Raw genomic sequence first — 19,940 nt, 5'->3', positions numbered from 1 at the left:
CGTGGCTGTCGATAAGGCACGCATCGAAGCGGCCGTCGCCGATATCCTTGCTGCAATCGGTGAGGATGCCGGCCGGCCCGGCTTAGAATCGACCCCGCGCAGGGTGGCTGAGGCGTACGCAGAGTTCTTCGGCGGGCTCTCCCAAGACCCGCTTGAGCACCTGCGCGACACGGTTCCGGTCGGCCCTCTCACGGGCGAGCTGGTTCTGCTCCGCGACATCGAATTCCGGTCGATGTGCGAGCATCACCTGCTGCCGTTCGTGGGTCGCGCGCACATTGCATACCTCCCAGGTGATCGCGTTGTCGGTCTCGGCCGGCTCCCCGCCGTGGTCGACACGTTGGCGTCCAGGCCCCAGATGCAGGAACGGCTCACAGAAGAGATCGCCCAGGCGATCGACGACGGCCTGGCGCCGCGCGGCGTGCTCGTGGTGCTCGACGCCGTGCACGGCTGCGTGACCACGCGTGGCGCACGACAGACGAACAGTTCAACGGTGACCATGGCCACTCGCGGCGCGCTGCAAGACCCCGTAGCCCGCGCCGAGATCGTGGCGCTCATCGGACACTCGTCATGAGCCTGATCATGGGAGTGCTGAATGTCACTCCCGATTCCTTCAGCGACGGCGGCCGCTGGATCGAAACGGATGCCGCCATCCAGCACGGTCTCGACCTCCAGTCCGCCGGCGCAGACCTCATCGACATCGGCGGGGAATCCACCCGGCCTGGCGCCGGACGGGTGGCGCCGGACGAAGAGCAGGCGCGGATCATCCCCGTCATCACGGAGCTCTCCCGGCAGGGACTGATGATCAGCGTCGACACGCTCAATTCGTCGACCGCCCAAGCGGCAGCGGCGGCAGGTGCGGACATCATCAACGATGTGTCTGGCGGCCTGGCCGACCCGGCTATGGCATCCGTTGCCGCAGATACCGGGCTCAGCTTTATCGCGATGCACTGGCGTGCGCACGCCCAGGAGATGGACCGCGTGACCATGACGCAGTACGGCGACGTGGTCGTCGACGTGCGCGACGAGCTGTCGGCCAGGGTTGACGCGCTCGTGAGCGCCGGCGTCGCCACCGACCGGATCATCCTCGACCCGGGGCTCGGCTTTTCGAAGCTGACTGAGCACAACTGGGAGATCCTCGGCAGGCTGGGCGAGTTCGATTCACTGGGGCTTCCCGTGATGATCGGCGCCTCCCGCAAGCGGTTCGTGGCCAGCGTTCTTCCAGAGGGAGCGGCCGTGGTCGACCGCGATCTGCCCACCGCAGTGATCAGTGTTCTGGCCGCTCAGGCCAATGCATGGGCTGTGCGGGTACACGACGTTGCAGGGACGCGCGCGGCGTTGTCGGTGCTTGCGCGCGTCAGCTCCGTCAGAATGGACCTATGACCACCTCGCCCATCGCCGATTCCATCACGCTGACCGGCTTGCGGGTCAACGCCCACCATGGCGTCTACGACTTCGAACGCGAGAACGGCCAAGACTTCGTGATCGACGTCACCGTCTGGCTCGACTTCACCAGCGCTGCCGGCAGCGACGACATCGCCCAGACGATCCACTACGGCGAGCTGGCGGTCGAAGTGACCGAGGCCGCCCGCCACAACCCCGTCGACCTGATCGAGACGGTTGCCGAGCGTATTGCCGGCGTCGTGCTCGCCCACCAGGCCGCCCAGCGCGTGCAGGTGACGGTGCACAAGCCCAGTGCGCCCATCTCCGTGCCGTTCACCGATGTCTCAGTCCAGATCACCCGCGAGCAGGCCGCGCGTGAGCAGACCGCGTATGAGCAGGCATTGTCATGACGCCGATCCCGCGCCCCAACATTCGTATGAACCCCGCAGCAGGCCGAGCGGATGCCGGCACTCCAGTCATCCTGTCTCTCGGCAGTAACCTGGGCGATCGGGCCGCCATCCTCGACCAGGCCGTGCGCGAGATCTCAGAGATCGACGGGTTCGAGCTCACCGGCGCCGCGCCGCTGTACACCTCGGCTGCGCTCACGCTGCACGGCGTCGACCACACAGCGCCGAGCTACCTGAACTCAGCGGTCGCTGGCCGCTACACGAAAGACCCGCACGAGCTGCTGGCTGAGATCAACGCGATCGAGAACGACAACGGCCGTGTTCGCGCCGAGAGGTGGGGCAATCGCACCCTCGACGTCGATATCATCGTTTTCGGCGACCTGCAGATCGACGACGACGAGCTCACCGTGCCGCATCCGCGGGCGGCCGTTCGCGACTTCGTGCTCGTCCCCTGGCTCGATCTCGACCCGGATGCGCACCTTCCAGGCCTCGGACGGGTTGCTGACCTGCTCGCCCAGCTCGACATCACCATCGCACCATTCGAAGGGGTCGGCCCGTGAAACGCACCCACGCAACACCGCTGATCGCGCTGGCCCTCGCTGGTTTGGTCGTGGGGTTCCTGGCCGAACTCGCCGCGGCGTCGTTCGGTGTGCCGATCCTGGTGCCACCGATCAGTTTGCCGCTCACTCTCGCGGTGATCGGCATCCTCATCGTGATTGTGGCCTGGCCGGTACGAAGGTCGACGCGCGGCACGGGGAGAGCGCCCGTCAATCCATTCGTTGCGCTGCGGATCGCTGTGCTGGCGAAGGCGTCGAGCCTCAGCGGTGCGCTTATCCTCGGCGTCGGCCTTGGCATCGCCGTGTACATCCTGACCCGGTCAGTCGTGCCAGCCGTCTCCACACTCTGGCTGGCGATCGCTACGGCGGTTGGTGCTGCCATACTGCTGGCGGGTGGTCTCGTCGCTGAGCATTTCTGCACACTTCCTCCTCGTGACGATGACCACAATGACCGGGGAGAAGACGTTCGTGCCTGATAACTCGTTTGTGCCTGACAACCCGGTGGAGCGCTCGAACGACGGAGCGCCTGCCCACAACGCAGAACAGCCCACCGAGGCTGTGCACGCGGCGCAGCTCAACGACGCAGCGCAGCCGCACGATCCAGTGCAGCCGTCAGCACGCCTCGACCTGGCCGACGTGAGCGAGTGGCGCCGCGTCTCACCGAAATACCTCGTTGTTGAGGTCGTCGGCACGCTGGTCTTCGGCCTGATTGCGTGCGCGGTTGCAGCCTTCCTCTGGCTCGCTGCTGAACAGATCTGGGCGCTCTGGGCCGGCAGCATCGTGGCGATCATCACCGTCGTCACCCTGGTGCTCGAACCGCGTCGACTGCGATCCATCGGTTACCAGCTGCGCGCAGACGATCTGCTCTTTCGCCGCGGCATCATGTTCCAGCGCTTCGTCTCCGTGCCATACGGACGGATGCAGCTCGTCGACATCACCCGCGGCCCCGTCGCTAGATGGCTGGGATTGGCCGACCTGAAGTTCGTCACGGCCGCCGCGGCAACCGGGGTGTCCATCCCCGGCCTGCCAGAGGCAGACGCAGAAGAACTGCGCGATCACCTCGTTGCCCTGGCCGAGAGTCGCCGGGCTGGGCTATGAGCGCCGTTGTCGACGGTGACTGGCACCGTCTGCACCCAGCGACGCCGCTGCTGCGCGGCGGAATCTTCATCGTCGCCGTGCTCGGTTTCGTCATCGCGAACCTGCGCGAACGCCTCGTCGACTTCTTCTTCGGTGTGCCGAACTACGAAGGCGACCCGATTGACGAGATCTTCAGGCGCGGCATCGTCGGGTGGGTCCTGCTCGGCGTGGCCGTCGTGCTGGTCGTCATCCTCATCGTGTTCTACCTCTCCTGGCGGATGCATTCGTTCCGCGTGACCGACGATGTCGTCGAGGTGCGCAGCGGCATGCTGTTCCGCAGCCACCGCAAGGCCAGGCTCGACCGCATCCAGGGCGTGAACATCGTGCGTCCGTTGATTCCCCGGCTGATCGGCGCCGCGCGCCTTGAGGTGAGCGTGGCCGGCCAGGATGCCAACGTCTCGCTCGCCTACCTGCGGTCTGCGTTAGCGGATGACCTGCGCCGCGAAATCCTGCGCCTCGCCTCAGGCGCCAGGCAGCCGGCATCCGCCCCAACAGGTCACGCGGTGAGTGCGGCCGGCGCGGCGCTGCGGGCAGCTGCAGCTCCTGGCACTGGCGCGGACACCACCGCAGGAGCCGTTGCGGCCGATACCTCCACGACCAGCCCGGCACCGGCCTGGCCGGCGTCATCCGACGACCAGGACGCGGCCGGCGGTGCTCCGATCGAGGCATCCGCAGCCCGGCACCCTGGCGACTTCGGCGCACGCGTGGGAGGCTTCGCCACCGACCGACTGAACGAGTTCATCGCCCCAGAGCTCGACCCCGATGCCGCACCACCGGAATCCGTGGTGCGCATCCCGCCGCTCCGCCTCCTCGGCTCGCTGATCTTCAGTCCATTCACGGTGTTCCTGGCCGCGGCGCTCGTCGCCATCATCGTGAGTGTGTCGACGGGAACCTCCGGCTGGCTGCTGATCGCGATCGTGCCTGGCATCATCGGCAGTGTCACGTTCTACTTCTCTCGCTTCACCAAGTCGCTGCGGTACAGCATCGCCGGAACGCCAGACGGCGTGCGGGTCGGCTTTGGTCTGCTGTCCACGAGCAGCGAGATCCTGCCCCCAGGTCGGATCCACGCCATCGAGGTCTCGCAGCCCATCCTGTGGCGGCCGTTCGGCTGGTGGCAGGTGCGCATCAACACCGCTGGCCACTCCACGACCAGCGGCGCGGGCGGGCAGGCGAATACGACGACGCTCCCCGTCGGGACCGCCATTGATGTGGCGAAGGTGCTCGAGCTCATCCTGCCCGGCTACGCCGAAGAGGAGCAGCGCGCCCTCATCGCGAACGGCATGGTGTCGCCAGGCGGAGATGCCGATTTCATCAACTCCCCGCGTCGAGCTGCGTGGCTCCGGCCGTTCTCCTGGCGTCGCACGGGTTACACGATTTCACAGGGCGTTGCCATCGTGCGTCGGGGCGTCGTCTCCCGCGAATTGATCCTGGTACCGCTGGCGAGGCTGCAGAGCGTGCGCATCGACCAGGGGCCCATCGAACGGATGCTGCGCCTGGCATCCGCTCACCTGCACACGGTCTCCGGTCCGGTGAGCGCCAGACTTCCCGTCATCGACGTCAACGAAGCCGAACGCCTCTTCGGTCGCATCGCGGTCGGTGCGGTCGAGTCCGCTCACTCAGACACCAGTCACCACTGGTACCTGGATGACAGCACAACATTGAACACCCTGGAGTAACTCATGAACACCCGTCCCGGACGGCTGGGCATCGGCATCATCGGTGCCGGCCACGTCGGACCCATTCTCGGCGCGGCGCTTGCCGGTGCCGGCCACGCCATCGTCGGCATCTCTGCGATCTCACGGGACAGCCGTGACAGGGCTGAGGCGATCCTCCCCGCCGTGCCAATCCTGCCCATCCCCGAGATCGTCGAGCGCAGTGAGCTGGTGATCCTGGCCGTGCCTGACGACCAGCTCGAGAGCCTGGTCAGTGGACTGGCCGCCGCTGGAACGTGGCAGCAGGGCCAGCTTGTGCTGCACACATCCGCTCGATTCGGCACGAACGTGCTGCAGCCCGCATTTGCAAGCGGCATCATCCCGCTCGCCATTCACCCGGCCATGAGCTTCACCGGCACCAGCATGGACATTGCGCGATTGACCGACAGCTACTTCGCCGTCACGGCTCCGACGCCGGTGCTGCCCATCGCCCAGGCGCTCGTTGTGGAGATGGGCGGCGAGCCGGTTGTGGTGGGCGAAGCGGATCGCGCGAGCTATGCGGAGGCGGTGGACACGGCGACCGCGTTCGCCACGTCCATCATCGACCAGGCGACGAACCTGCTGTCGGGCATCGGCATCGAACGGCCAGGCGCGGTCATCGCCCCTCTCGTGCGCTCTGCAATGGAGAACGCCCTCGCCCGCACCGATCACGACGCGATCGACAGGGCCGTGCTCGCGGAGCTCGCCGAATTCGGCAGCGCGGCCGGGAGCCTGGCACCCGATCCAGAATCACCAGAAACACCAGAAACACCAGATTCACCAGAAACACCAGAAACACCAGAAGCACCAGATTCAGAAACACCGGAGGACAAATGACCGCGCACCACACACCCGATGTGATCGGCACGATTGCCGAGCTGCGCCAGCGTATCCAGGAGGCCAGGGCAGCGGCCGTCGCCGCCGGTCAGCCAGGACGGGTTGCGCTTGTCCCGACCATGGGCGCACTGCACGACGGCCACCTGTCGCTGGTCGCGCGAGCGCGCGAGCTCGGCGACATCGTTGTGGTGTCCATCTTCGTCAATCCGCTGCAGTTCGGTGACGCCGCCGACCTTGACCTGTACCCGCGCACGCTCGACGCCGATGTGGAGAAACTCTCCGCGTCCGGTGTCTCCTTCGTCTTCGCGCCAACGGCTAGGGAGATGTACCCGAACGGTGGGGGCGGCACCACGATCACGGCCGGCCCCGTCGGATTCCTCTACGAAGGCGCGTCACGGCCAGGACACTTCGATGGCGTGCTCACTGTCGTCGACAAGCTCGTGAAGATCGCCGGAGCGGATGTCGCCGTGTTCGGCCAGAAAGACGCCCAGCAGGTGTTCCTCGTGCAGAGCATGGTCGCCGACCTCAACACTCCAGTGCAGATTGAGGTCGTCCCGATCGTGCGGGAGCACAACGGGCTCGCGCTGTCGAGCCGGAATGCCCGATTGAGTGACGTGGAACGAGACGGTGCGCTCGCACTTTCTGCGGGCCTGGCTGCGGCATCCGCTCGCCGCGGAAGCGCTGCAGAAGCGCTCGAAGCCGCCCATGCGGTCATTGATGCGCAGCCACTGGTTAAACTGGACTATCTCGTTGTTGTGCATCCGGAGACGTTCCTGCCGGTTGACGACGATTATCGGGGGCCTGCTCGCATGCTGGTCGCCGCGCTGGTCGGAGGCACGCGCCTCATCGACAACGCTGATCTCGACCTCACCTAATCACGACAACCGCTGGTTCAGGGCTCTTCCGCCTCTGATACCGACCGACGGAGAACCGCATGAGCGACACGAACAACGCCAATTCCGCACAGCAGGCAGCCCCGGCCGCCGTCTCGACCGAGCCCGAATTCACCGAGGCGGAGATCTCGGAGCAGAAGGCCGTGCGACTGGCCAAGCGGGAGCGGCTGAACGCCGCGGCGACCTCGCTCGGCGGCGGCGCGTACCCGGTCTCCGTGCCGGTGACCGACACCATTCCCGCCGTGCGTGTCCGCTACAGCGACCTTGAAGCGGATGCCACCACCGGCGAAATCGTCGGCCTCGCCGGCCGCGTGGTGTTCTTGCGCAACACCGGCAAGCTCTGCTTCGCGAGCCTGCAGAGCGGTGACGGCAGCCGCATCCAGGCCATGGTGTCCCTCGGCGAGGTGGGCGAAGAGTCCCTCGCAGAGTGGAAGGCGCTCGTCGACCTGGGCGACCACGTGTTCGTCTCAGGCGAGGTCATCTCCTCCCGTCGCGGCGAGCTGTCGATCATGGTCAAGGAGTGGCAGATCGCGGCCAAGGCCGTGCTGCCGCTGCCGAACCTGCACTCGGAGCTGAACGAGGAGACGCGCGTTCGCAGCCGCTACCTCGACCTCATCGCCCGCGAGCAGGCACGCTTCAACGTGATCGCCAGGTCGAAGGCTGTCGCAAGCCTCCGCGCCACGTTCACCGCTCTCGACTTCATTGAGATCGAGACGCCGATGTTGCAGGTCATGCATGGTGGGGCATCCGCTCGCCCGTTCAAGACGCACAGCAACGCGTTCGACACCGAGCTGTTCCTGCGCATCGCGCCTGAGCTATTCCTGAAGCGCGCCGTGGTCGGCGGCATCGATCGGGTGTACGAGATCAACCGCAACTTCCGGAACGAGGGCGCGGACTCCACGCACTCGCCGGAGTTCGCGATGCTCGAGGCCTATGAGGCTTACGGCGACTACAACTCGATCGCCGACCTCACCCAGAAGCTGATCCAGGATGCCGCAGTCACCGTCTCAGGCAGCCACGTCGTCACCTGGGCCGATGGCACCGAGTACGACTTGGGCGGCCAGTGGGACCGCATCAGCATGTACGACAGCTTGAACGCCGCTGCTGGCACCTCGTTCACCCCGGAGACCCCGATCGCTGAGCTCAAGGCACTCGCAGAGCGTGAAGAGCTGGAGATCGACCACCCCATCCACGGCAAGTACATCGAAGAGCTCTGGGAGCACTTCGTCAAGGGCGACCTCGTGCGCCCCACCTTCGTGATGGACTTCCCCGTCGACACCAGCCCGCTCGTGCGCGGACACCGGACACTGCCTGGCGTTGTCGAGAAGTGGGACCTCTACATCCGCGGCTTCGAGCTCGCCACCGGCTACTCGGAGCTCGTCGACCCCGTCATTCAGCGCGAGCGCTTCGTTGAGCAGGCACGCCTGGCCGCCGGGGGAGACCCTGAGGCGATGCGCCTCGACGAGGAGTTCCTGCGCGCACTCGAATACGGCATGCCGCCGACCGGCGGAATGGGCATGGGCATCGACCGCCTGCTCATGGCGCTGACCGGCCTCGGCATCCGCGAAACTATCCTGTTCCCTCTAGTGAAGTAGGTCATGATGAGCTTCTTGCGTAAAGACGATTTCGAGCCAGAGAAGAAAAAGGGCGACGGATCCGGCGACGGCGAGAAGAAGGGCCCATCGATGAATCGGATCGCGATCTGGGTCGTCGTCGGTGCTGTCGGCCTGTACATGCTGGGCTCAGGGCTGATCGGCATCCTGAGCAAATAGCGGCGGGCGACCGCCGCCCCTGGCGGCGTCGCACCGGGCATTGCGGCATCCGCTCGGCTGTGACCGGTTCGGCTGCGGATTGTGGGCTGCAGACTGCGCGCTGCGCGCTGTGTGCTTGCTGCGGCGTGCGGAGCCGTTTCGTCGTGCGTGTAGCGAATACAGGACGAATCGAGCATCTGTCACCGAATACAGGACGGATCGCGCTCTCTGCGGCAATGTTTCCTGTTTTGGCGACGGGCGGATCCGCGCAGCACCCGCACCCGCACCCGCACCGGCACCGGGGGCGCGAGCATGCGTCCTCCACACCGCGCGGAGCAGTCCCGCTCCTGTCGTTCCTGTAGCGAATACAGGACGAATCGAGCATCTGTCACCGAATACAGGACGGATAGCGCTCTCTGCGGCAATGTTTCCTGTTTTCGCGACGGGCAGATCCGCACCCGCACCCGCACCCGCGCCCGCACCCGGGCCGGGGCGCGAGCACGCGTCCTCCACACCGCGCGGGTTGTGCGCTGTGCTCACACTCCCGAGCGCCCTGCGTGACGAGGGGGGAATCCGGCCGAATATCGACGGATGCAGCGCTCACTCAACCAGGACATGCACCGATTCGGGAATCTCGCGACGAGAGCCCAATTGCGGAATCTGGGGCATACCGACCGAAACATTCGCCACGCACTTGCCGCACGGGAACTGTGGCCGCTCGGGCGCAGCTGGATAGCGTGCCGCAACGCTGACGGGCCGGCGATGCGAGCGGTGGTCTTGGGAGGACGTCTCGGAGCGGCATCGGCTTTGCGCAGCTACGGCGTATGGATCACGCGATCGCCAGGGCTCTGGGTGGCGTCGCCACAGAGGGCCAGCAGGCTAACCCAGCCGGGGCCGAGTGAACACCGATTGTGGGTACGAGAGTACTTTCCGGTCACCGATGAGCGGCTCTGGCGGATGTCGCTACGAGACTCGCTCGCCCAGTATGCGCGAATCGCGTCGGCCGACGACACGATCGCCGCTTTCGACAGCGCGCTGAAGTCAGGCATCCTGCGGGAGCGCGACCTCGCCGACGTCCTCGAACGGCTGCCGCGAAGATGTCGGCGGCTGGCCCAGCGGATGAATCGGCGCGCAGAGTCTGGGCTGGAGACGCTGCTGCGGCTCGCAGCCCTGGCCGAAGGATGGAACGTCGAGGTGCAGGTATCGATCAGTGGCGTTGGCCGGGTGGACTTGGTGATCGACGGGTGGCTCGTAATCGAGACCGATGGCGCCGAGTGGCACGACGACGAGACCTCCCAGGACGAGGATCGCCGACGAGAAGCGCAGCTGGTCTTGCGCGGCTACCGATGGCACCGATTCCGCTACAACCAGGTTCTCGAGCAGATGCCGCTATGCATCGAGGTCATTCGCACAATCCTTGCCAGCGGTCGCCCTGCGTTGCCTGTCGGGGTGTAGCGAAAACAGGACGAATCGAGCATCCGTCACCGAATACAGGACGGATCGCGCTCTCTACGGCAAAGTTTCCGGTTTTTGCGACGCCTGTTTCGGCGGCATCCGTTACGGCATCCGCTCTGGTTCGAGCGCGCCAGCCCCGCCAGCCCCGGCAGCCCCGTAAAAAGGGGCCAAGCGGCCGCCAGCAACGCACAGGAAACTACGCGTATCCTTAGAGTGTTATGGACACTTTTTGGGCTAATGCGCTGTGGTCACTTGCACCGACCGTCCTTGTCGGGCTGACCTTCTGGCTGATCATGCGGGCGATCGTGCATGCCGATCGTACTGAGCGCAAGGTCTACGCCGAGGTTGAGGCCGAAGAGCGCGCGCGCCTCGGGCTCGACAAACCCGCCGCCTAGGCCTGCATGGACGGCTGGGACATCACGACCATTGCCATTCTGGTCGCGCTTTTCATTGATTTTGCTGTTCGTGTTGTCGCCGTCATTGTCGTACCGCGCAACCGCCGCCCCACATCGGGCATGGCCTGGCTGCTTGCCATCTTCTTCCTGCCCTACATCGGCGCCATCCTGTTCCTGCTGATCGGATTCCGGACGCTTCCGAAGAAGCGCCTGAAGAAGCAGGACCAGATTAACCAGTTCATCCTCGACAGCACGGATGGCATGGAGCGCGTCAGGCGCGATCACCCGTGGCCGATATGGCTGGAATCCGTTGTCGAGTTGAACCGCAACCTCGGCGCGATGCCGCTGGTGGGCGACAACACCGCCAGCCTGCTCAGCAGCTACGAGGGCACGTACAACGCGATGATCGACGACATCAACAAGGCCAAGAAGTTCGTGCACGTTGAGTTCTACATCATCTCCTTCGACAAGACGACGGCGCCGTTCTTCGACGCCCTCGAGAACGCGGTGAAACGTGGCGTCACCGTTCGTGTGCTGCTCGATCACCTACAGTCGATGCGGCAGGTGGGGTATCGCCGCACGCTGAAACGCCTGGACCGCGCCGGCGTGAAGTGGGAACTGATGCTGCCGATCCAGCCGCTCAAGGGCAAGTGGCAGCGCCCGGACCTCCGCAATCACCGCAAGCTGCTCATCGTCGACGCTGCCGTCGGCTACATGGGGTCGCAGAACGTCATCGACCGCACCTACAACTCACGCCGCAACCGCCGTCGGGGCCTGAAGTGGAAAGACCTGATGACGCGGGTCGAAGGCCCGATCGTTGCCGGACTGAACGCCATCTTCATCACCGACTGGTACAGCGAGACGAACGAGCTGATCACCCGGAGCGTTGAACCTGTCGGTCCTCGCAACGTGCCAGACGCCATCGACTGCCAGGTGGTGCCGAGCGGTCCAGGGTTCAAGGGTGAGAACAACCTGCGCCTCTTCCTCGCGCTGCTCTACTACGCGCAGGATCGCATCATCATCACCAGCCCGTACTTCGTGCCAGACGAGTCGATCATGTACGCGATCACGACGGCCACCCAGCGCGGGCTGCACGTGGAACTCTTCGTCTCGGAGATCGGTGACCAGGCCCTCGTCTACCACGCGCAGCGCTCGTACTACGAAGAGCTGCTGCGCGCCGGCGTCAAGATCTACATGTACAAAGCGCCGTACATCCTGCACGCCAAGCACTTCACGATCGACGACGAAGTCGCCGTCATCGGCTCGAGCAACATGGACATGCGTTCGTTCAGCCTCAACATGGAGGTCTCGCTGATGGTGCGCGGCAAGTCATTCGTGTCTGAGCTGCGCGCCATCGAAGACGGTTACCGCGCCGACAGCCGCGAACTCACACTCGATGAGTGGATGAAGCAGCCGCTGCGCTCCACGGTGCTCGATAACTTGGCACGCCTGACCTCGGCCGTGCAGTAGCCGAAGCGCCGAGAGTCGCCGGCCGGTGCCTCAGCCGCGCGGCTTGAGTCGCACGGTCGGCAGCGTCGGCGCCGGCAGCGGCGCGCCTGGGTAGCCGACGACGGTGCCGAATCGTCCGGTGTCGAAGCGTCCTGTTCCGACACCGTCTGGGGTAGCAGCGAAGCGGATGTCGTCAGCTGCGGCTGAGTTGGCGGCATCCGTTTCGCCGATCACGTCTGACTGCCACTCGGCCCTGAATGCCTCGATCTCGTCGTGGGTGCGGCCGATGAAGTTCCACCACATCACGATCTGCTCTGCCAGGGGCGCGCCGCCGATGAGCAGCACGCGGGCGGGCGCTGGGCCGCTCGCGATGACGAGGGTCTCGGCGCCGGGAGGCCGGTAGCCGATGGAGTGCAGGGGAACGACCTCGTCATCGACGGTGACCGCACCGGAATCGACGAGCACGCCGTGCTCGAAATCCGGATCGACCGGGAGAGCGATCTCGGTGTGTGGCGGCAGATCGATCTGGGCGCCGACGAGGGGACTGAACGTCGTCGCGGGGGACTGCTGGCCGAGCAGGCTGCCGATAAAGACGCTGATACTCGCGCCCTGGTGAGAAATGACGGGAGGGGCATAGCTCTCGAAGAAGGGAGCGACGTGCCTGGCGGAATCCGGAAGCGCGGTCCACAGCTGGGCGCCGTGCAGAACGGTGGTGGCCGGAAGCGAGACTTCGGAGTGTTGCACACCGCGACCGGCCGTCATCAGATTGAGCTCGCCCGGACGCACGATGGCGTGCGCGCCGGTGGAATCGCGGTGCTCGATGTCGCCGGCGAACAGCCAGCTGACGGTCTGCAGGCCGGTGTGGGGGTGCGGGGGCACGTTCATGCCGCGGGTGGCGACGTCATCGGGGCCGTAGTGGTCGACGAAGCACCACGCACCGATCAGCGAACGGGAACGCTGCGGCAGCGTGCGGCGCACGGTCATCGCGCGCGGACCGCCGAGTGGAACCATGCGCGGCTCGAGAATCTCGATGCCGTCGGTCACGGCAGGGCTGTCGAGGCAGATGCGCTCAACGGGTTCGGTCTCGAGATTGCTCATGACGGCAGCCTATTCGCCCGGTGCTCATCCGTCTGCGGTGCGGCACTCATGGTCGGCGGTGAATGAAGTCAGCGGATGTCCGCTCCGGCGGCGGCGCCATATCCACGGTAAGAGTGGGTCAGCTGTGGGTCAGCTGCGCCTCTCGGTCTCGGCTGGCCCATCCGTTGTTCGCGGTAGAGGCAGGGTGGGACCGGTCGCAGCCTGTGCTGGTGCCTGCGGCGACACAACCGGCAGCCCGTCGAGAACCTCTGTGGTGCGGTTGGCTGCAGCGTCGGCATCCGCTTGAGGTGCCACCGACCCCCCAGCTGACGCCGAAACCGACCCCTCAGCTGCCGAAGCCGACGCCTCGGCCGGCGGAGTCGTGGCCCCATGCCCGCCGCGCCCGCCATGAGCACGAGGGCCGCCACGGCCACCGTGCGTGCCGTCGCCCGGCGCTGCCGGAGCCGCCGGATCGGTCGAAACAGGGCGCAGTAGGAGTTCGAGCAGCAGTATCAGGATCAGCGCGATGACGGCCGTCCAGATGATCACCGGCACGGCGAGCGGACGCCAGAACAGGATGACGGCCGCAACGCACAGGGCGATGATGACCCGAATCCAGCGCCGTCCGCGGTAGAGGAACTCGCCGAACCGACCCGTGGTGATGCCGTTGCGCTCTGCGCTGGTCCGCAGCTTGGCGGCGGTGGAGACCGTCGCCCGACGGATGCTAGCTGAGCCGCGGAACGGGCCGGCCAGGTACGCCACTATCGCCAGTCCAATGCCGACGACACCCACTGAGATTGTTGTATTGGTGATGAACGGCAGTATGGCGTCATAGATGGCGCGTGCGGCGTTAGAGGGGATATACGCGGGCGCCACAGAGCCCACAAACAGCACGCGCCCAACTGCGATGCCGCTGCCGAGGATCAGCATCATGACAGCGAGTCCGACGCCGGTCCAGATCAGGGCACGAGCCCGTTTCCTGGCGATCAACACGCCGGCGGCCATGAGCACGATGCTGATGATCGGCAGCCAGTAGCCCAGCGCGTTGAGGATCGTGTACCCGGTCCTGGCCTGGAGCAGGCCATCGGCTTGGGCGATCACGATCGTGCGATCGACCTCTGGAATATTCGAGGCGAAGGTGAGCCCCTGCGACACCAGTTGATCCTTCACGGCGGCGATGACGGGTTTCAACTGGATGCCCAGTTCACCCTTGTCGTTCAAGACCAGCGCTCCAGAGGTGTCACCTTCCAACACGTTGAGAAGCTGAGTGTGAGTGACCTGCAGCGTCCGTTGCCACAGCTCGGCGAAGGCAGGTGATTCAATCACCCGCTCTGTGGCGCTCCGCACCAGGGATTGCATGCCCTCAACGGCTGGTTGCTTCAGCAGTTGCAGTGCCGCCGCTGCGCGAGGCGGCAGGTTCAGCGACGCGATGCCGTCGAAGACGTCTGTGGCAATCGACTCAAAGTCAACGTTTTCATTGACGACCTTGACGATCTCATCGACAAGAACGGCCTGCACGGCTGGATCCTCTGCCAACGGGCCGAGCGTCTCGACGAACCGCGTCGTATCCGTGACTTCGGCCTTGACCCAGGACGCGACGACGGCCGTCGGCGCCAGGAGCAGACCGAGAAGGATGAGAATGAAGGCAACGGGAGCACGCCACCGCCCTGGATGGGGCGGCGCTGGCGCGAGCACGACTGGAGGTGCACCGCTGACTAGTTGCGCGCGAAGCCGTTCGTTCTCTGCGAGCAACTGCGCGACCCTGTCGTCGGCACTGATCTGGTGATCTGGACCGATCTGATCTTCTGGCCTGTCGAGGTTCGCCATCTGAATGCTCCATCCAGGTCGCCGGGGTCGACGATGTTTATCACTGAGAGTGCCACTATCGCGCATATGGGGCAACGCGCGCGCGTCTTAAGTTGATACTTGCTCGGGGAATACTGCCAGGACCATCACGCCGGGAGCGAACAGGGGCATGCAAGAGGGCAAACGCTGGTTACTCTCGATGTATCGGCACCATAACTGCCCAGGTGCTAAGGGAGTATTCATATGTTTGAGAGATTTACCGACCGAGCTCGTCGCGTCGTCGTTTTGGCCCAGGAAGAGGCCAAGATGCTCAACCACAACTACATCGGTACTGAGCACATTCTGCTCGGACTGATCCATGAGGGTGAGGGTGTCGCGGCGAAGGCTCTGGAGAGCCTTGGCATTTCCCTCGACGCTGTGCGCGAGCAGGTCCAGGACATCATCGGTCAGGGCCAGCAGCAGCCGACCGGACACATCCCCTTCACTCCGCGTGCCAAGAAGGTGCTTGAGCTGAGCCTCCGTGAGGCGTTGCAGCTCGGCCACAACTACATTGGCACCGAACACATTCTTCTCGGCCTGATCCGCGAGGGCGAGGGCGTCGCAGCCCAGGTACTCGTCAAGCTCGGCGCCGACCTCAACCGGGTGCGCCAGCAGGTCATCCAGCTTCTCTCTGGCTACCAGGGCAAGGAGCAGGTACAGGTCGGAGCGAACGAGCAGTCCGGATCCCAGGCGGGCAGCCAGGTTCTCGACCAGTTCGGTCGCAACCTCACGCAGGCCGCGCGCGACAACAAGCTCGACCCGGTCATCGGCCGTGAGAAGGAAATCGAGCGGGTCATGCAGATCCTGTCTCGCCGTTCCAAGAACAACCCTGTTCTCATCGGTGAGCCCGGCGTCGGTAAGACCGCTGTGGTTGAAGGACTGGCCCAGGCCATCGTCAAGGGCGATGTGCCTGAGACGCTGAAGGACAAGCAGCTTTACTCGCTTGACCTCGGTTCGCTCATCGCCGGTAGCCGCTACCGCGGTGACTTCGAAGAGCGCCTGAAGAAGGTCACCAAGGAGATCCGCACGCGCGGCGACATCATCGTCTTCATCGATGAGATCCACACGCTCGTCGGAGCCGGTGCCGCTGAAGGTGCCATCGACGCTGCCAGTATCCTGAAGCCGCTGCTTGCCCGCGGCGAGCTGCAGACCATCGGTGCGACCACGCTCGACGAGTACCGCAAGCACTTCGAGAAGGATGCCGCGCTTGAGCGCCGCTTCCAGCCGATCCAGGTTGCGGAGCCGTCGCTGGCCCACACCATCAACATCCTCAAGGGTCTGCGCGACCGGTACGAGGCACACCACAAGGTGTCCATCACGGATGGCGCACTCGTGGCTGCCGCGAACCTGTCAGACCGCTACGTGTCTGACCGCTTCCTGCCCGACAAGGCCATTGACCTGATCGATGAGGCCGGCGCTCGCCTGCGCCTGTCGATCCTGTCGAGCCCGCCCGAGCTGCGCGAATTCGACGAGAAGATCGCCGTGGTTCGCTCCGCCAAGGAAACCGCAATTGAAGACCAGGACTTCGAGAAGGCTGCCAGCCTGCGCGATGAGGAGAAGAACCTCCTCGGCGAGCGTCTGCGCCTCGAGAAGAAGTGGAAGTCAGGCGACGTCAAGACGACAGCTGTCGTTGACGAGGGCCTGATCGCAGAGGTACTCGCCCAGGCGACCGGCATCCCCGTGTTCAAGCTCACCGAAGAAGAGTCCTCGCGCCTCGTCTTCATGGAGAAGGCACTGCACCAGCGCGTCATCGGTCAGGAAGAGGCCATCTCGGCCCTCTCCAAGACCATCCGTCGCACCCGTGCCGGCCTGAAGGACCCGAAGCGTCCCTCCGGCTCGTTCATCTTCGCCGGCCCGACCGGTGTCGGAAAGACCGAGCTCGCCAAGGCACTCGCTGAGTTCCTGTTCGACGACGAAGCCGCCATGATCTCGCTCGACATGAGTGAGTACGGCGAGAAGCACACGGTCTCACGACTGTTCGGTGCTCCTCCCGGATTCGTCGGCTTCGAAGAGGGCGGCCAGCTCACCGAGAAGGTGCGCCGCAAGCCGTTCAGCGTCGTGCTGTTCGACGAGATCGAGAAGGCTCACCCCGACATCTTCAACTCGCTCCTCCAGATTCTGGAAGAGGGACGTCTGACGGATGGCCAGGGTCGCGTGATCGACTTCAAGAACACCGTGATCATCATGACCACCAACCTCGGTACGAGGGACATCAGCGGCTCGCCCGTTGGCTTCCAGCTCGAGGGCGACACGGCCACCAGCTACGACCGCATGCGCGGCAAGGTGAACGAGGAGCTGAAGAAGCACTTCAAGCCCGAGTTCCTGAACCGTGTTGACGAGATCATCGTCTTCCCGCAGCTGTCGAAGCCCGAACTGTTGCAGATCGTCGACCTGTTCATCAAGCGTCTCAGCGAGCGGATGCTTGACCGCGACATGACCGTCGAGCTCACGCAGTCCGCCAAGGAGCGCCTCATCGAGGTCGGCTTCGATCCGACACTGGGTGCTCGTCCGCTGCGTCGTGCGATCCAGCACGAGGTGGAAGACCGCCTCTCAGAGAAGATCCTGCACGGCGAGCTGAACGCGGGCGACCACGTGCACGTCGACTTCAAGGACGGCGAGTTCGTCTTCACCACGTCGGCGCGTGAGAACGCGGTTTCGGTCGGTGTCAACTCATCCGCTGCCATCGGCACGGGTCCGGTGACGCCAGACCTCGCTATCTCAAGCGACTAGGCACACACTCACTGAGTTGCACGAAGGGCCCGGCGGTTTCGACCGCCGGGCCCTTTCGCGTGCCCGGCACCCGCTGCGCTCGCTCCTCGACCAACGGGGTTGGCCAGCGCTCCTAGACTGAACGTGCACGGAACACTTGCAGCGATGAAAGGACGGTGGGCGTGAACGATCAGGGGTATTCGGTACGACGAGCGCGCACCAGCGATGTGCCGCGCATCAAGGAGCTCGTCGAGCCTCTGGTGCAGAAGCGCATCCTCCTCGGCAAGGAGACCGTTGTCTTCTACGAGGCCGTCCAGGAGTTTCGCGTGGCTGAGGACGCCAACGGAACGCTGATCGGCTGCGGCGCCCTGCACGTGATGTGGGAGGACCTCGGCGAGGTACGCACTCTCGCCGTGGAGGAACACTGGCTCGGCAAAGGCGTCGGCCACGCCATCATCGACCGCCTCGAAGATGACGCCCGCGAGCTTGGACTCAGCCGCTTGTTCTGCCTGACCTTCGAGGTCGGCTTCTTCAGCCGCCACGGCTTCGTCGATATGGGAACCGAGACCGTTGACCCGTCGATTTACGCCGAACTCGTGCGCTCTCCCGACGAAGGTGTCGCCGAGTTCCTCGACCTGGCCAGGGTGAAGCCGAACACCCTGGGCAACACGCGAATGGTCAAGCGTCTCTAGCAGCGCCTCATCACGGCTTTCGCTGTGAATCTACAGGGCTGGGGGCACAAGCGTCGGTGAACCACCGCGCAAATGACCGGTGTTCGTCTGGCACAGACATACTCTGATGTCATGTCGACGATCAAGCATCCGGTCGGCCCCCAGTCCAGCAATGTGTACTGGCGCCGACGTCTCGTAGTTGGCCTCGGTCTTCTGGCCGTTCTGGTCATCATCATTCTCATCATCGTGCGCCCCGGCTCCAGCACGGGCGACCCGGTCAGCACCACCTCGCCCGCCGCGACCGAGCAGGCCACAGACGCCCAAACGGATGCCGCAACGCCTCCGGCATCAGGCAGTGCGTCGGGCACCTGCAACCCGAACACCATCCAGGTTGACGCCATCACCGACGCTGATTCGTATGACCCAGGGCTCCTGCCGCAGCTCACGCTGAGCATCACCAATACGGGTCCGGCTCCCTGCACAATCAACGCGGGAACGGCCGCCCAGGTCTTCACGATTTCGAGCGGTGACGATGTCTACTGGACCTCGACCGATTGCCAGACGGATGCCACGGACGCCGACGTCACCCTGGAACCGGGTGTCGCAGTGAGCTCGTCCGAAGCGATCGCCTGGGACCGTACCCGCTCGGCCAAAGACACCTGCGATGCATCCCGCGATGCCGCCCCGGGCGGTGGAGCGTCGTACTACCTCACCGTGAGTGTTGATGGCGTGGAGTCAGAGTCACCGACGCAGTTCCTGCTCTACTAACGCCGCGGACCGCACCCGTTCGTCGAGCGACCTCGCCGCAGTGACGCTGCTGGATGCCGGCACGAGTTTCGCTATCCGCTCAACGAGCCCGCACGCCGGACGCCGACTGGAGTGCGCCGGATAGGCTGGTCTCATGGCACCCAAGTCGCGCAAGCCCTCCAGAGCAGTCTCGAAAAAGAAGGGGCTGAAGCGACCCCTTCAGTTCCGTTCAGAGGCGTTGGCCCAGGCTCTCGAGCGTCAGGACATGGCTGCGGTCGCCTTCGCGCTCCGCAACGGAAACACGGTCGTGCCGTTGAAGAAGGCCGCCGACAAAGATCGGCCGCTGGAACCCGGCGAAATCTGGACGTACCGCGACCCCGCCACCGAAGAGGTTGCCCTGCTGCTGTTCAGCGATGCGGCACACAAGCCCGCCAACCTGCCGCCCACTGTCGGTCTGCAGAGCCCGCAGTGGCTGGCCTCGTTCCTCACCGCGCACGCCGATGAGATCACCACCGTCTTCCTCGACATCGCCGGTCCGCACCCGATGCAGGCCTCGCCCGCCGAGTTGCTGGGTGCGCTCGGTCCGCTGCCGGTGGACTTCAAGGCGGATGCCGACGATGCGGTGCTCGCGGCCCTCGACGACTTCGACGAAGACGACACCGCGGCGGATGACGCAGGCGACGTGGCTGATGACGCGGACGGGACTGACACCGGCGACGACGCCACACCGAGCCCCGACAAGGCCTGATCCGTCTCCACCCTTCTTTGCCGCCCCCGCTGATTGAGGAGCGAGCGCCACGGGTCTTGTGTCGCGAATACAGGACGAATCGCACATTTGTCACCGAAAACAGGACGGATCGCGCTCTCTGCGACGATAGTTCCGGTTTTCGCGACGCTGCACCGAGCCCCGACAAGGTCTGGCTGTCTCGGCGCCACGAT

Annotated in this window: 20 protein-coding genes; 18 read left to right on the top strand and 2 right to left on the bottom strand. The window is 65.0% G+C overall.

Annotated features, from left to right (window positions below; translation table 11 throughout):
* The first annotated feature begins 1 nt into the window (after position 1).
* From folE to cls, 14 genes are all read left to right on the top strand, one after another.
* On the top strand, positions 2-571 hold the full coding sequence (gene folE / locus AC25Z0_RS09590; RefSeq protein WP_488120425.1) for a GTP cyclohydrolase I FolE: 570 nt from the start codon (positions 2-4) through the stop codon (positions 569-571).
* Positions 568-1,380 carry a dihydropteroate synthase gene (gene folP / locus AC25Z0_RS09585; protein WP_488133014.1) on the top strand — a complete coding sequence of 271 codons (813 nt, stop codon included), beginning with the start codon at positions 568-570 and terminating at the stop codon, positions 1,378-1,380. Before folE ends, folP begins: the two co-directional genes overlap by 4 nt.
* Positions 1,377-1,790, top strand: a complete 414-nt coding sequence (folB, locus tag AC25Z0_RS09580; RefSeq protein ID WP_488120427.1) for a dihydroneopterin aldolase — start codon at positions 1,377-1,379, stop codon at positions 1,788-1,790. Before folP ends, folB begins: the two co-directional genes overlap by 4 nt.
* Positions 1,787-2,347: a 2-amino-4-hydroxy-6-hydroxymethyldihydropteridine diphosphokinase gene (gene folK, locus AC25Z0_RS09575; RefSeq protein ID WP_488120428.1), complete on the top strand. Its 561-nt coding sequence runs from the start codon at positions 1,787-1,789 to the stop codon at positions 2,345-2,347. Before folB ends, folK begins: the two co-directional genes overlap by 4 nt.
* On the top strand, positions 2,344-2,820 hold the full coding sequence (locus tag AC25Z0_RS09570) for a DUF3180 domain-containing protein (RefSeq protein WP_488120429.1): 477 nt from the start codon (positions 2,344-2,346) through the stop codon (positions 2,818-2,820). Before folK ends, AC25Z0_RS09570 begins: the two co-directional genes overlap by 4 nt.
* A gap of 127 nt (positions 2,821-2,947) precedes the next feature.
* On the top strand, positions 2,948-3,442 hold the full coding sequence (locus AC25Z0_RS09565) for a PH domain-containing protein (protein ID WP_488133133.1): 495 nt from the start codon (positions 2,948-2,950) through the stop codon (positions 3,440-3,442).
* Complete coding sequence (locus tag AC25Z0_RS09560) at positions 3,439-5,157, top strand: PH domain-containing protein (protein ID WP_488133013.1); 1,719 nt, start codon at positions 3,439-3,441, stop codon at positions 5,155-5,157. Before AC25Z0_RS09565 ends, AC25Z0_RS09560 begins: the two co-directional genes overlap by 4 nt.
* A 3-nt stretch (positions 5,158-5,160) precedes the next feature.
* A complete protein-coding gene (locus AC25Z0_RS09555; protein ID WP_488133012.1) occupies positions 5,161-6,009 on the top strand; it encodes a Rossmann-like and DUF2520 domain-containing protein in 849 nt (282 codons plus the stop codon).
* Positions 6,006-6,884: a pantoate--beta-alanine ligase gene (panC, locus tag AC25Z0_RS09550; protein ID WP_488120432.1), complete on the top strand. Its 879-nt coding sequence runs from the start codon at positions 6,006-6,008 to the stop codon at positions 6,882-6,884. The genes AC25Z0_RS09555 and panC overlap by 4 nt, the downstream gene beginning before the upstream one ends.
* 59 nt (positions 6,885-6,943) lie before the next feature.
* Complete coding sequence (lysS, locus tag AC25Z0_RS09545; protein WP_488133011.1) at positions 6,944-8,497, top strand: lysine--tRNA ligase; 1,554 nt, start codon at positions 6,944-6,946, stop codon at positions 8,495-8,497.
* Positions 8,498-8,500: 3 nt separating this feature from the next.
* A complete protein-coding gene (locus tag AC25Z0_RS09540; RefSeq protein WP_488120434.1) occupies positions 8,501-8,674 on the top strand; it encodes a hypothetical protein in 174 nt (57 codons plus the stop codon).
* A gap of 936 nt (positions 8,675-9,610) precedes the next feature.
* Positions 9,611-10,108: an endonuclease domain-containing protein gene (locus tag AC25Z0_RS09535; protein ID WP_488133010.1), complete on the top strand. Its 498-nt coding sequence runs from the start codon at positions 9,611-9,613 to the stop codon at positions 10,106-10,108.
* 218 nt (positions 10,109-10,326) lie between these two features.
* Positions 10,327-10,503, top strand: coding sequence for a hypothetical protein (locus AC25Z0_RS09530; RefSeq protein ID WP_488133009.1), 177 nt, complete (start codon positions 10,327-10,329; stop codon positions 10,501-10,503).
* Positions 10,504-10,509: 6 nt separating this feature from the next.
* Complete coding sequence (gene cls / locus AC25Z0_RS09525; RefSeq protein WP_488133008.1) at positions 10,510-11,973, top strand: cardiolipin synthase; 1,464 nt, start codon at positions 10,510-10,512, stop codon at positions 11,971-11,973.
* 30 nt (positions 11,974-12,003) lie between these two features.
* Here the strand turns inward: cls and AC25Z0_RS09520 are convergent, their stop codons facing one another.
* Entirely contained in the window at positions 12,004-13,050 is a 1,047-nt protein-coding gene (locus AC25Z0_RS09520) for a pirin family protein (RefSeq protein WP_488133007.1), read from the bottom strand.
* A gap of 129 nt (positions 13,051-13,179) precedes the next feature.
* On the bottom strand, positions 13,180-14,856 hold the full coding sequence (locus AC25Z0_RS09515) for a hypothetical protein (RefSeq protein WP_488133006.1): 1,677 nt from the start codon (positions 14,854-14,856) through the stop codon (positions 13,180-13,182).
* A 222-nt stretch (positions 14,857-15,078) separates the two neighbouring features.
* Between AC25Z0_RS09515 and AC25Z0_RS09510 the strand changes: the two genes are divergently transcribed.
* From AC25Z0_RS09510 to AC25Z0_RS09495, 4 genes are all read left to right on the top strand, one after another.
* On the top strand, positions 15,079-17,604 hold the full coding sequence (locus AC25Z0_RS09510; protein ID WP_488120479.1) for an ATP-dependent Clp protease ATP-binding subunit: 2,526 nt from the start codon (positions 15,079-15,081) through the stop codon (positions 17,602-17,604).
* A 155-nt stretch (positions 17,605-17,759) separates the two neighbouring features.
* Entirely contained in the window at positions 17,760-18,275 is a 516-nt protein-coding gene (locus AC25Z0_RS09505) for an amino-acid N-acetyltransferase (protein ID WP_488133005.1), read from the top strand.
* A gap of 111 nt (positions 18,276-18,386) precedes the next feature.
* A complete protein-coding gene (locus tag AC25Z0_RS09500; RefSeq protein ID WP_488120481.1) occupies positions 18,387-19,022 on the top strand; it encodes a hypothetical protein in 636 nt (211 codons plus the stop codon).
* A 133-nt stretch (positions 19,023-19,155) separates the two neighbouring features.
* A complete protein-coding gene (locus tag AC25Z0_RS09495; protein WP_488133004.1) occupies positions 19,156-19,749 on the top strand; it encodes a hypothetical protein in 594 nt (197 codons plus the stop codon).
* Positions 19,750-19,940: the final 191 nt, after the last annotated feature.

The sequence above is a fragment of the Leifsonia sp. Y862 genome (assembly GCF_057669585.1).
The sequence above is the reverse complement of the archived record's forward strand: the minus strand, read 5'-3'. Positions and strand labels throughout refer to the sequence as shown.